At 44.2% G+C, this 13105-nt stretch carries 10 protein-coding genes; 4 read left to right on the forward strand and 6 right to left on the reverse strand.

Annotated features, from left to right (window positions below):
- Positions 1 to 220 precede the first annotated feature (220 nt).
- Positions 221 to 1579 carry a hypothetical protein gene (locus CVU62_08710; GenBank protein ID PKN37795.1) on the forward strand — a complete coding sequence of 453 codons (1359 nt, stop codon included), beginning with the start codon at positions 221 to 223 and terminating at the stop codon, positions 1577 to 1579.
- 209 nt (positions 1580 to 1788) lie between these two features.
- Here CVU62_08710 and CVU62_08715 read toward each other — a convergent pair whose 3' ends face one another.
- The 3 genes from CVU62_08715 to CVU62_08725 form a co-directional block, all read right to left on the reverse strand.
- Positions 1789 to 3111 carry a hypothetical protein gene (locus tag CVU62_08715; GenBank protein ID PKN37796.1) on the reverse strand — a complete coding sequence of 441 codons (1323 nt, stop codon included), beginning with the start codon at positions 3109 to 3111 and terminating at the stop codon, positions 1789 to 1791.
- A 24-nt stretch (positions 3112 to 3135) separates the two neighbouring features.
- Entirely contained in the window at positions 3136 to 3480 is a 345-nt protein-coding gene (locus CVU62_08720; protein ID PKN37797.1) for a hypothetical protein, read from the reverse strand.
- 82 nt (positions 3481 to 3562) lie between these two features.
- Complete coding sequence (locus tag CVU62_08725) at positions 3563 to 4267, reverse strand: hypothetical protein (protein PKN37798.1); 705 nt, start codon at positions 4265 to 4267, stop codon at positions 3563 to 3565.
- A gap of 168 nt (positions 4268 to 4435) precedes the next feature.
- On the opposite strand from CVU62_08725, the gene CVU62_08730 reads away from it, so the two are divergent.
- Positions 4436 to 5662 carry a hypothetical protein gene (locus CVU62_08730; protein PKN37799.1) on the forward strand — a complete coding sequence of 409 codons (1227 nt, stop codon included), beginning with the start codon at positions 4436 to 4438 and terminating at the stop codon, positions 5660 to 5662.
- 130 nt (positions 5663 to 5792) lie between these two features.
- On the forward strand, positions 5793 to 7619 hold the full coding sequence (locus CVU62_08735) for a hypothetical protein (GenBank protein PKN37800.1): 1827 nt from the start codon (positions 5793 to 5795) through the stop codon (positions 7617 to 7619).
- A 94-nt stretch (positions 7620 to 7713) separates the two neighbouring features.
- Here CVU62_08735 and CVU62_08740 read toward each other — a convergent pair whose 3' ends face one another.
- The gene (locus CVU62_08740; protein ID PKN37801.1) at positions 7714 to 9429 is read right to left on the reverse strand and encodes an acyl-CoA dehydrogenase; all 1716 of its coding nucleotides are present in this window, start codon (positions 9427 to 9429) and stop codon (positions 7714 to 7716) included.
- A gap of 254 nt (positions 9430 to 9683) precedes the next feature.
- Between CVU62_08740 and CVU62_08745 the strand changes: the two genes are divergently transcribed.
- Entirely contained in the window at positions 9684 to 10382 is a 699-nt protein-coding gene (locus CVU62_08745; GenBank protein PKN37802.1) for a hypothetical protein, read from the forward strand.
- Between the two features lie 51 nt (positions 10383 to 10433).
- Here CVU62_08745 and CVU62_08750 read toward each other — a convergent pair whose 3' ends face one another.
- Both CVU62_08750 and CVU62_08755 read right to left on the reverse strand, forming a co-directional pair.
- On the reverse strand, positions 10434 to 12332 hold the full coding sequence (locus tag CVU62_08750) for a methionine--tRNA ligase (protein ID PKN37803.1): 1899 nt from the start codon (positions 12330 to 12332) through the stop codon (positions 10434 to 10436).
- A 23-nt stretch (positions 12333 to 12355) separates the two neighbouring features.
- Positions 12356 to 13105, reverse strand: coding sequence for a stage 0 sporulation protein (locus tag CVU62_08755; protein ID PKN37804.1), 750 nt, complete (start codon positions 13103 to 13105; stop codon positions 12356 to 12358).

Here is a 13105-nt window from a genome sequence, read left to right on the forward strand (position 1 = left end):
GCCCACACGGTCTGTAATGCAAAAAATATTTTCATACTTTTTTTAAACTATAAGAATATCGGCCTTGTATGTCAAGGTAATCCTGGTTATACGATACAGGGTTTAATGCTGATATTGGATCTCAAATACAAATTGCGCCGGAAATAAACTTTTTAATTGACACATAAATTTTATATGTTACTTTTTTAAGGTAAGGAATAGAAAATTTTTGAACCAGAGTATGAGATTATTTTCCACAAAAATATTTTGCCCCGGAGGAAACATGAGAATTCAAGTAAAAATTTATACTGCTTTATTGCTTCTAGCCACCCTTGCGATTATGGCCTGCAGCCCAGGGGGGTGGGGTAATCCTGCGCTTACTTATACGGTAACATTTGACAGCCAGGGAGCAACGGTGGAGGCCGATCCGACAAGTATAACGGTAACATCGGGACAAACCGCAGGCACATTACCGACAGAACCGACCAGGACAGGTTATACTTTTGGCGGGTGGTACACAGAGGTAGATGGAGGAGGAACGGAATTTACAGCATCTACAACAGTAACTGCAAATATTACTGTTTATGCCAAATGGACACAAACAGTATTTGCCATTGGTGATACCGGTCCCGGCGGTGGAATTGTTTTCTACGTTACAGCAGACGGAATGAGCGGCCTGGAAGCAGCACCTGAGCTCTGGAACAGCGGTTCCGCAGATCCCTACGCGTCGTGGAGCAATGTTACGACAACAGCAGTAGGAACGACAGGTACTGCATTGGGAACAGGATTGGCTAACAGCAATGCAATTATTGCTCAAGGAGGGCACACGGCTAGTGCGGCGCTGATATGCAGAAACTACACCGGCGGAGGATATACAGACTGGTATCTGCCTTCCAGAGACGAGCTTCTGGAAATGTACGCGCAGAGAGCATACATCGGCGGCCTTTACACCACTGACGCCTACTGGAGTTCAACCGAGGCCAACGCAACCGACGGCATCCTTGTGCAAAACACCGATGGCGTAGCGGCCAACATGGCCAAAAATGTCGTCGAGTGGGTTCGCCCCGTTCGGCACTTCGGAAGCACTCCTCTTGTTACGGAATATCTCAATAACGGATTCGAAGAAGGCTCACTCGACGCGGGCGGATGGAATTACGAAAATGTCAGCGGAACCATCCCCTGGAGTATCGCAACCGTCACGTTGCATCCTTCCGGCACGGCACCGCAAAGCGGATCATACATGGCGCGTTTCCAATCATATTCTTATTCCAGTGGAGAAATAGCACGCCTCTTCCGCACAAGCGGTTTTGCCATCCCCAGTCCGATCACCTCGGTTACACTAACCTTTTATATGTATCACGACACCGGATACTCCGGCGCTACAGACAGAGTACAAGCCCAAGTTTCCATAGATGGGGGTAGCAACTGGACAGACGTAGGATCGACTATCAACCGTTATGACGGTTCAACAGGATGGAAACAACACTCTATTGACCTGACTGCCTATGCGGGACAAACGGTCACCCTTGGATTTTTGGGTATAAGCCAATATGGTAATGACATATACCTTGATAACATACTGGTCACAGGCAAAAATTAGCTAAGTAAAATATTAACAGCAGCCCAAATTTTTTCGTTCGGGCGGAAAGTGTATTTTAATAAATGGGACCTAAGCCCGGGTAAAACTTTATCCGGGCTTTTTTAAATAAAGATTTTTTACTTAAGATGGCACCTGAACTTAAAAAAGAAATTATCTTGCGGCGATCCATAAACAAAATGAATCTAGATTTTTCTTGCCCAATCACAGTGTTATACACCTGACATAATCCCCTGCGCGGCGATGATGCCGGATATCGCTGCTCCCACAATGCCGCGGCTTTTACCGGTGCCGTCACCGGCGACAAATACGCCTTTAATATTCGTTTCCATATAACGGTCAGTCGGAAAATGTGTGTCAAAAAACTTTATTTCCGGCGCGTAAATCAATGTTGACGGATGAAGAATTCCCGGAATTATTTTGTCCAGTGATTTGAGCGATTCCCATAGATTGTCCATAATACGTGCAGGCATGACCAAAGTGATGTCACCGGGGGTTGCGTTGCAGGTTGACTTGCAAACTTCAAAATGACGGACCGTACTGTTGAATGTTGCCGCGGAACTTCTTCTCCCCTCCCGAAAATCGCCTATCCTTTGAACAATTGGTTTGCCGCCGCCCAGCAGAAAAAATTGTTTGGCAATACTTTGCCCGAACTCAGTGGTATCGGATAGCGGTTTGGTCAAAGCAACGGTGTTAATCAAGGCAAAATTTGTGTTTTTTGTCTTTTTGCCGGAGAGGGCATCGCCATTAATTAATTTGAATTTGCCGTAATTTTCCACCCGCACCCGCCCGCCGGGATTGGTGCAGAAGGTTCTTACTTTATCTCCATGGCGATGTGTTTTGAAAATAAATTTGGGATCGTAAACAATATCGGTAATACAATCGTAAAATTGTCTATTGAGCTCCAGGCGAATGCCCACATCAATCGGACCGAAATTATGGTTGATATTGAGCTCACTGGCCATATCACGAAACCAATAGGCTCCGCTGCGTCCGGGAGCGGCCAAAATGACTTGCGCACTGTAGTTTGTTCTTTTTTTATCGCAGCGGCAAACAAGCCGGAATTTATTGTCACTGATTTTCTCGATGGCCACAGTTTCCGTGTTCAGCAGGAAATCGGTTCTTTTCAGATAGCCGCGCAAATAATCAACCAGCGCCTTGCCGTTATCCGTGCCCCAGTGCCACTGCTCGGGCGCGATAAATTGCGCGTCATGCTCAGAGGCCATGTCTTCAAGTGCCAGAAGCTTTTTATTATTATCAATAAAGGTTACTTGCCTGCAGCGCGGAAATCCGATAAACACCTGTTTAATTTCCTGCATCATTTTTTCTGCCGTGTCGCGATCAATTTGCAGTTCATTAATATCCAGACCGACGCGGTAATCAAAATTCAGTTTACCGTCATTGAGCAGTCCTCCAGCGGGATACGAATGGCGATCAATAATGGCAATTTTATCCATCCCCAGTTTTTCCAACCATATCGCTGCGAAAATTCCTGCCGGACCCGAACCGATAATCAGAACGTTATAGTTTCTCATATCATTACTCTGCTCTTTTCGTATTTATGATTTTGCCCGCAGTTTTTCCAGCATTCTGCCCGCGTGAGGCGCAATGGAGTGAAAATCCTTCAATTGCTCGCAGGCGTAATCCGCGCACACGGCACACGTGCTTACTTTTTTCTCCATCGCGCAGGCCCTGATGCCGCAGACACGGCAATGGCTAAAGAGCCGCCCGTTTGTTTGGAGACAGCCGTCACAATTTGCGTCTTCCGGTTTTATCTTCATTCCGTATTGTTTTGACCAGAGCTTGGCTACCTCGGCTCTGGCTTGATCATCATCGGCCTGGGTCGCCAAATAAACCGGACACTTGGAACAAATAATACCGCAGTACGCTATCATTGTTTCCATTGCTCTCTCCTTTTAATATTTTGCCGCCAAATGTATTTAATGTAACAATTTCATTTTCAGTTACACTAAAAAATTGATTTTGTCAGTTTCTTGTTAATCCTTCTTCTGCGAAACTAAAAAATGTATTATCGCCGATAATAATGTGATCGAGAACTTTAATGTCCATGAGTTTCCCTGCGGCGGTTAATTCCTGAGTGAACTTTTTATCTTCCGGGCTGGGCGCAATATTGGCGCTGGGGTGATTGTGGACGCAGATAATTGCCGCAGCGAATTTTTGCAGAGCGGTGTGGATGATTTCCCGCACAATCGGCATGGCATGGTTGACTGTGCCCACGGCGGCGTCGCTGATTTCGATGATTCGATTGTTACTGTTGAGATAGACAACTTTAAATATTTCTGTCTTGAGGTCGCGCATTTGCGGCATGATCATGTCAACGACATCTTGAGCGGAAGCAATCTTTTGCTTTGAACCATTGACTTCAACATCGCGAAAACGACGCCCGATTTCCAGAGCAGCCTGAATTTGCGCGATTTTGGCGGGCCCCAGTCCTTTGAATTCTTTCCACTCGCGTATATCGGTATGACTCATGTTGCGGAAGGTGCTGAATTTTTCAATAATTCGGCGCGCCAGATCAATGGCGCTTTTTCCTTTTACTCCAGTACGCAAAAGGATTGCCAGAAGTTCGGAATTGCTCAGTGTTCCCGCGCCTTTTTTAAGTAATTTTTCCCTGGGCCGGTCATCCTGCGGCCATGATCCAATACCGGTTTTTTTGTTTGACTCAGCCATATTATTTCTTTATTTCTTTTTTAACTTCCATCCTGTATTTTTAAGTTATATTTGTAATATACAAAGGGAAAATCCATTAAGTCAAGGCATATAATTGATTGGATTGAGGTCTTGCATTTTTATCTCAATCTTGCTATCAAAATAAGTTATAAGAATCGGGCTTAAATTATGAATAATTATTTTCTCATCTTCATTTTGGGTCTGGCAATCATAGCAACTGTCAGTCTTGTGTACTCGATATGGCGCGGCCGCAAGTACGAGCAAAGACTAATCAGTATTATACACGGCTCTCCTATTCCCACTTTCGTGTTATCCAAGGATCATAAAATAATTTATTGGAACAGGGCATTGCAGGCGCTGAGCAATATCAAACCCAGCGACGTTCTCGGTACAGATCATCAATGGAGAGCTTTTTACAGAAGTTCGCGACCTTGTCTGGCCGATTTGATTCTGGACGATGAAATATATCAAAGTGGCAGATTGTACTCGGGAGAAGTAACCAAATCGAAACTATTGGACGATGCTTATGAAGTATCGCAATTTTTCCCCGATATGGGCGAAAGGGGAAAATGGTTTCGGATCACCGCGGCGGGACTGAGAGATTCCAATAATAATTTGTTCGGCGCCATGGAAACACTGGAAGATATTACTGAACAAAAAGGGGCGCAGGATGAGCTTCTTCAACGAACAAAACTGGAATCATTGGGCACATTCGCGGGCGGTGTGGCGAAAGATTTTGACAGCCTTCTCTCCGCGATTTTGCGTAATGTTTTTCTGGCCAAAATATCCGCTACTGATGAAGATAAAATCATAGAAGACGGGCTGGCAGTGGCGGAACGGGCTGGCCTGCAAGCTAAACAACTGGCTCACCAGCTTAGCATGTTCGCTCAGGGCGGTTATCAGGTTCACAAAATGGAGCAGATGGAACCTCTTTTGAGAGAGGCCGCCCAAAATGTTTTTAAGGATTCCAATATCAAATGTAATATCTCCTTAGTCGAAGAGCTCTGGCCCTGCGAAATCGATGCTAAACAGATCAGGCAGGTATTCGAAAATGTTTTGATCAATGCCAAAGAGGCCATGCCCGATGGCGGCACTGTGGATTTTATCGCCGAAAATACAACAATCGGAACAAATATCAAGTCTTTGAAAAAGGGAAATTACGTCAGAATCATAATTAAGGACTATGGAGAGGGAATTCCCCCGGAAAATCTTTCCCGTATATTTGATCCCTATTTTACAACAAAAAAGAAGGGCCGGGGCGGTATCGGTCTGGGACTGGCCATCAGCGATTCCATCATTAAATACCACAATGGATTGATTTCAATCGAATCCGCTGTTGGTCTAGGAACGACCTTTTCTATCTATCTGCCAGCAACATTCAAAAACGAAGCATAATCCAATTTGAATAACGACATTGACACCCCTTTGCTTTTTGAACAAAATAATGTCAAAATAGCTTAAAGAGGTGTCCATTGTTTTCGGATGCAGGTCATAGTAATGAACCGCAATATAGAGGGGAGAAATTATGATCACATACACGGAAAAGCAAATTGAAGAGCTGGATAAATTTTATAAACATCCGCGAAATCTTGTCGATTTATTTGAAGACACGGCAGCCAAATATGGTGATCGGAATGCCATTGGAACAAAAAATCTTCAAACAAAACAATACGAGTGGATAACCTACAAACATCTTGCCGAAAGAATAAATAACGCCAGGGGCGGCCTTCACCAGTTGGGATTAAAGAAAGGTGACGCGGTAGGCGTTATCATCGGAAACTCCGTCGAATGGTATGTGTTGGAAAACGCTTCACACGGGCTCGGCGCAATGTTTGTGCCGATGTACGAAAAGGAATTAACGAAGATATGGCAATACATTATCAAGGACAGCGGACTGAAATATCTTTTTGTTAAAGATGAAAAACTTTTTGAAAAGATAAAACATTTTAAAGATGAAATCGAAAATTTAAAAGAAATCTTTATCATCTACGGCGAAGGCACAAACAGCCTCCAGGCGCTGGAAGAAGCCGGTAAGAAGAATCCGGTCCAATCATATAAGCCTCATTGGTCGGAGCCGGCGGATTTGATTTATACGTCAGGAACTACCGGAGACCCCAAAGGCGTACTTCTCTCCCACGGCAATCTTTCGGCATGCTCTCAAGCCGGTTATCACATCTATCCTGTTCTTAATGAAAACTCCACCTCTCTGGCCATCCTTCCCTGGGCGCACAGCTACGGGCTGAGCGCGGAGCTGCACAATTTCATGCAGTTCGGCGGAGCTATCGCGCTGATGGAATCGGTCGACACGCTGGCGGAAGATTTCCTCAAGGTCAGGCCTACATACCTTATAGCGGTCCCGAAAGTCTTCAATAGAATCTACGACGGTATTCAGGCGAAAATGCACGCAGAGGGCGGGCTCAAGAAAATACTTTTCGATATGACGTGCCGGGAAGCGGTAAAATGCCGGGCCAAGGCGAATAAATCGGTAAAATTTAAAATACTCGATAAAATCGTATTTTCAAAAATCAGGGAAAGATTCGGAGGACGGCTGACAGGCGTTCTTACAGCCAGCGCGGTAATGAATCCTGATATTGCCATGTTCTTTGCCGATCTCGGCATACCCACTTACGACGCATACGGGTTAACCGAAACTTCACCCGCAATTACAATGAATTCGCCGCTTTTGGGGAACAGGTATGGATCAGTCGGCAAATGTGTGGAAAATATGCACGTAAAAATTGACAAGTCCATAGTTGATGATGAAAGCGGTGATGGAGAAATCATCGCTTACGGCGCTCATGTGATGATGGGATATCACAATAAGCCGGGTGAGACCGCTCAAGTCATGATGAAGGATAACTGGCAAGGCTTTCCAGGAATTCGCACCGGCGATCAGGGCCGCCTGACCGACGACGGTTTTCTCTATATTACGGGAAGATTTAAAGATGAATATAAACTTTCCAACGGTAAATACATTCACCCTGAATCTATTGAAACCGACATCAAGCTGTTACATAACATTGCCAATGCTTTTGTATGGGGCGATGGCAAAGCATACAATATTGCTGTAATTGTTCCAGACTTCGCGACAATGAAAAAAGATGACCGGATCGCTAAATGGGCGCAGAGTTCCCCGCAGGAAGTAGTAAAGGATAAGAATATTCAAGATTTTTTATCGGAAGAAATTAAACGACATCTTAAAAAATCATACGGCGGATATGAAATACCTCAGAAATTCATATTTGCCAGTGAAGATTTCACTCTGGAAAACGGATTAGTTACCCAGACCATGAAACTCAAGCGCAAAGAGGCTCTGAAGGTCTATTCAACGGAAATAGAAAAACTGTATTAAGAATTATGAAAACGAGCCCATATCCTCCGTCAACGGAAGATATGGGCTTAGCGTGGCTTTCCCCTTGTTAGGGCTTTTGTAAAATTACTTTTTATTACTCGTTCATGGCGTATTCGCCATTCAAAACGGAAACATACTTTTCCCATACCTTGTTGTACTGCTCAGAATTCGCGACTGCCTTGATAAGCATGATCTTTGTGCAGTATTCCCGCTGTTCATCTTTGGAGCTGTGGTTGCCATAGATCTGCAGCGCAAAGTGAGCAAAGTCACGCACCATGAAGTCGAAGATCTGGTTTAATATATCCGCATCAAATCCGTCGATCTTAGCCTGCTCAAGAATGAGCTGACCATAGACAACAATGGAAAACATCTCGCCCACAGGCAGTGACCATGAGGGGTCCATATCCTGAGCCTTGTCCGGGCCGGCTTTTTCCAGCATCTCTTTGAATATTTCTATCTGCTTGATGAACGTCGCTACATTCGGCAGACTCTTATTGTCCTCAAACACTGGTTTGTAGTCATGAAACTGGACTTTGCCTAAGCCCTTGGTGGGACCCTGATTAAACAGGAATAAATCATCTGCAGTAGAAAAGTCGGGTGCCGTAGTTGTATACTCCATCGGGCTAAAGAAATAGTTCTTCATGAACTTGCGAATGAGCTGTACGTTTACATGCACCGTACCCTCGAGTTTGGAAGGTCCGCGTACATCGGCGGCGGCCATGTGGAATATTGTGTCCTTCTCGAAACCTTTGGCGGCAATCACATCCCAAAGTAAGTTGATGACTTCTTCAGACTGCAAAGTAACTTTCATTTTACTCGTGGGGTTGTAGAGAAGATAACGCCGGTCCTGATCTGACGCGCCCCGGAAATAATCGGTGGACCGACGCTGATAGAGCTTCATCCCGATTAAGCGCAGCCAGGCATCCATGAAGTTCTTTTTCACATGCGGCATGTCGGTTACCTTTACGCCATAGAGTATGCGGTTGGACGCATGCGTAATGGCTTCATAGAAGCAGTGCTCAGCAATACCAATGGAGGCCGGACCGATGTTGAATTTGCCGATGTTTACAGTATTCAGAGCCGAATCCCAGGCATGGGAGCCCCGGGAGAGTATATCGTCCGCGGTGATAGGGTAATCGTGAAGGGCAAAGTTGGATACGTACTCCTGATGAGAGATAACGTTTTTCTTCAATTCATACGCCTTGTTGCGGTAATTGGTAACAAAGAAGGTGTAGTCATCTGTGCCGTCTTTGATCTTGCCCAGGGTGGAGACCATCTCGGCCTCGTTGCCATTGCCGATATAGTACTTCTCGCCATTAGCGACGTATGTACCGTCACTTTTCGGTGTCAGTGCTGTCTCTACAGAGTAGATGTCGGCCCCGTGGGTTCTCTCGGACAGACCAAAAGCAAAAATCGCTCCTTCTTTAAGGAGTCTGGCAGCTTTCTTTTTTGCCGTTTCATTAGGACTCATCCAGATAGGGCCTAAGCCCAGAATCGTTACCTGAAAACAATACCAGTAGCCCAAACCATAGAAAGCCAGTAATTCGCTGTACTCGCTGTTGCGCGCCGTGTCCCAGCGAGCATCGGGATCGCCCCCGGCATATTGTTTGGGGGTAAGCAGTTTAGCAAATATCCGCTCCTTGCCGATGAAATCGACAAACTCCTTATACCAGACCTTCTTGTTATAGTCGTCGAGAAGCCTCGTTTTACCCATCTTCTCAAAAAAGGCAATGGTCTTGTCCATGATAGCCTTTGACCCTTCGTCGGCCATGAGACTCTTGTATTTTTTCGGCTGTAGTAGAAAATTCATATCTTACCCCTTTCTCCAATGATTTTTATTTTGTCGCACTCAGGCGATTTTTCTATTTTAACGCGATTCTGTCTTTTCTGATAGAAGTATGAAGGTGAAAATGAAAATGTTACTATGTCAGAATGAAACGGATTTCAGAACTATTTGATGATATTACCGGATATTAAACGTCAAGGCAACACAAATAATTTTTAACTAGACATGGAATTAAATTAAATTTATACTGCGTCACATTTTTTTGAAGGAGGCAAACGGTGAAAAAACTAACGGCAACTCTTTTGTTTGTTGCATTCCTGTTTCCACTTTGTGTGTTTGCGGCAGACACACTTGTAGCAGATAAATTTAAGAAAAGTTTCCCTAAAAATAATTTTGAAAGCATAACACCCACAACTATTAAAGGATTGTATGAAGTCTATAACGGCAGCCAGATATACTACTATATGCCGAAAGACGATGTAATTTTTTATGGAAATTTGATTACAAAAGACGGGAAAAATCTGACCAGGGATAGCAATGCAAAAAAAATTGCGCAAAAAATGGCTAAAATGCCTTTGGACAGCGCTCTGAAAATTGGCAAGGGGAAAACGACTGTCGTAGAATTCATGGATCCCAACTGCTACCACTGCCGCCTGGCTTACAAATTCTTTTCTCAACGACAGGACGTAACCTTATATGTTTTCTTTTTCCCGCTGTCTAAGGAATCGGCAGACAAAATTAAACACATTCTATGTTCAAAGGATGTATTAAAGACTTACGACGATGTCATGAATGGTAAGTATGACAACAATGCCCAACTTACTTTATGTACAGATAAAAAAGTTGATGAAACTGTTAAAACTCACATGCGGCTTGTTTCACAAATGGGACTCAGAGGAACACCTTTGTTTTATATCAAAGGCCAGGTAGTTGATGGATTTGAACTTCCCGCGATTGAAAAACTCCTGAAAGAATAAGCGTGATATAATAAAAACATTGGTAGCCGTTCTTCTTTAAAGGAGGAGCGGTTACCGTATTTTCCCACCGGTTTTTGGTTCATGGTCGAACGTCAGAATAGTCAGGCCGTTATCCGTATCGGTAGCCAAAAGCATACCGTAAGATTCTACTCCCATTAATTTAGCCGGTTTTAAATTGGCAACAATTACTATTTTTTTGCCAATTAAATCCGCCGGAGTGTAATCCTTGCCGATTCCGGCAACAATTGTTCGTTCTTCACCGATATCGACTTTAAGTTTTATAAGTTTATTGGACTTGGGAACAGCCTCTGCTGCCAGTATTTTCCCCACGCGCAAATCAACTTTGGCGAATTCCTCGTAGTCAATTTCCGGTTTTAAATTAATAACGGCTGGTTTTTTCTCCGGAGTTTTGTTTTCCTTTTCCTGCACAATACGAGGGAAAAGCGATTCGCCCCGGATTAATGGACTCCCCGCCTTTAATGTATCGTCTTTCTTTATGCCGGCCAGATTCAGATTTTTAGCGTCACCCGCTCCAACCTGCTGCAATATTTTCTCCGCGGTTTGCGGTATAAAAGGCATGAGCAAAATAGATATCGCCCGTAAGGCCGCAAGCAAATTATACATAATTGCCGTTAGTTTTTCTTTGTTCGCCGGATCTTTGTCCAAAGTCCACGGCTCATTTTCGACAATGTATTTGTTGGTGATATTGATAAGTTCCCAGATGGCAATCAAGGCTTTATGCAGTGACATATCTTTAAAGCTTGATTCAACTTCGGCAACTGCCTTCAGCGCGGCATCACGCAGGACGGAATCTTTTTTCTTTAGGTCGATTTGGGGCACTTTGCCGTCACAATACTTGACAGCCATGGTGATGGTGCGGCTGACCAGATTGCCCAGATCATTGGCCAAATCTGAATTTAACCGCTGGACGAAAGCTTCTTCAGAAAAATTGGAATCCAGCCCGAAAACCATATCCCTTAAAAGGAAATAACGGAAAGCATCCAAGCCGTATTTATCCTTCAAATCAAGCGGCCGGACAATATTGCCGAGACTCTTGGACATTTTGCTCTGATCGGAATTCCAGTAACCATGCACATTCAAATGTTGATACGGTTCAATGCCGGCTGACTTGAGCATTGTCGGCCAGTAAATGCCGTGCGGCTTCAAAATATCTTTCGCAATGAGGTGTTCGGCCGCGGGCCAGAATGTTTCAAATTTTTCGCCACCGGGATATCCCAGAGCGGTAACGTAATTAATCAGAGCGTCAAACCAGACATAAGTTACATAGTTTTCATCAAACGGTAGAGTGATGCCCCATTCCAGTCGGGACTTGGGACGCGATATGCAAAGATCCTCCAGCGGATCACGCAAAAACGCCAGCGCTTCATTTCTATATCTTTCCGGCCGGATGAAATCAGGATTTTTACTAATATGATCAATCAGCCAATCCTGATATTTGCTCATTTTGAAGAAGTAATTTTTTTCCTCAATGTATTGCGGTTCCCTGCCATGCTCCGGACATTTATTATCAACTATTTCCTTCTCCGTCAGAAATCTTTCACAGCCGAAGCAATAATAACCGCCGTAACTGCCGAAATAAATATCACCGGCATCGTAAACTTTCTGAAGAATGTAACGCACTGTGTCGATATGATTGGCATCGGTTGTTCTGATGAAATAATCGTTGGTAATGGCAAGTTCAGGACAAAGAGCGCGAAACTGCGCGCTGATTTTGTCCGCATATTCCTGAGGAGTGATTCCGGCTTTCTGCGCGGCTTCAGCAATTTTATCGCCGTGCTCATCGGTGCCTGTAACAAAAAAAGTTTTTTCGCCGGCCATGCGATGATATCTGGCCAGAACATCGGCAACAATTGTCGTATAAGCATGTCCTATATGCGGCGAAGCGTTAACGTAATAAATTGGTGTTGTTATGTAAAATGATTTTGACATACAAAAATAATCCCTATCACTAATTACTGAAAATTGTCGAACTCATCCATTTTTTCCAAGTCTACTGTTCGTTTGTCTTCCGGAGCTTCCTTACCGCCAGCCTTAGCAATTTTGGGGCATTTTTTCTGCCCGGCGTACCCTTCATGTTCGAAAGCCAGACAGCACATCAACCGGCCGCACAAGCCGGAAATCTTTTCTGGATTTAGCGACATGCTTTGTTCTTTAGCCATTTTGACTGTGACCCTCTCCAGATTCTGCAATATACCCGCGCAACAAACCGGCCGGCCGCAAATGGCAATACCTTTTGTCATGCGTGTTTCCTGACGGGCGCCGATTTGCTTCAGCTCTATTCGCACCTTGAATCTTTGGACCAGATCCTTGACCAGATCACGAAAATCAACTCTATTTTCAGCGGTAAAGTAAAAAATGATTTTGCTCTTTTCAAAAGAGCAATCCACTGTAATCAATTTCATGGAAAGCCCTCTTTTTTGAATTTTTTCTAAACAAAACTTGCGAGCATCTTCTTCCAGTTTATCGTTCTCTTCTTTACGCTGCAGGTCTTCCGCTGTCACTTTGCGGACGACTTTCTTAAGATTTACCGGAGCTTCCGACAACGGACATCTTTTTACATCAGCGGCTACTACTCCCAGCGCCAGACCATTATCAGTATTAACAATAACCTGATCTTTTTTATGAAGAATAAGATCGGCAGCGTTAAAATTATATATTCTGCCCTCTTCCTTAAATTTTATTCCAATAATATTTATAAGCAA

The sequence above is a fragment of the Deltaproteobacteria bacterium HGW-Deltaproteobacteria-2 genome, from assembly GCA_002840505.1.
In the GTDB taxonomy this organism is placed as follows: domain Bacteria; phylum Desulfobacterota; class Syntrophia; order Syntrophales; family Smithellaceae; genus Smithella.

Bases quoted from the DNA above. Each gene is read 5' to 3' on its own strand.
- CVU62_08730 (PKN37799.1), top strand. From the start codon at position 4,436: ATGAATAATTATTTTCTCATCTTCATTTTGGGTCTGGCAATCATAGCA.
- CVU62_08720 (PKN37797.1), bottom strand. From the start codon at position 3,480: ATGGAAACAATGATAGCGTACTGCGGTATTATTTGTTCCAAGTGTCCG.
- CVU62_08750 (PKN37803.1), bottom strand. From the start codon at position 12,332: ATGTCAAAATCATTTTACATAACAACACCAATTTATTACGTTAACGCT.
- CVU62_08735 (PKN37800.1), top strand. From the start codon at position 5,793: ATGATCACATACACGGAAAAGCAAATTGAAGAGCTGGATAAATTTTAT.
- CVU62_08715 (PKN37796.1), bottom strand. From the start codon at position 3,111: ATGAGAAACTATAACGTTCTGATTATCGGTTCGGGTCCGGCAGGAATT.
- CVU62_08725 (PKN37798.1), bottom strand. From the start codon at position 4,267: ATGGCTGAGTCAAACAAAAAAACCGGTATTGGATCATGGCCGCAGGAT.
- CVU62_08740 (PKN37801.1), bottom strand. From the start codon at position 9,429: ATGAATTTTCTACTACAGCCGAAAAAATACAAGAGTCTCATGGCCGAC.
- CVU62_08710 (PKN37795.1), top strand. From the start codon at position 221: ATGAGATTATTTTCCACAAAAATATTTTGCCCCGGAGGAAACATGAGA.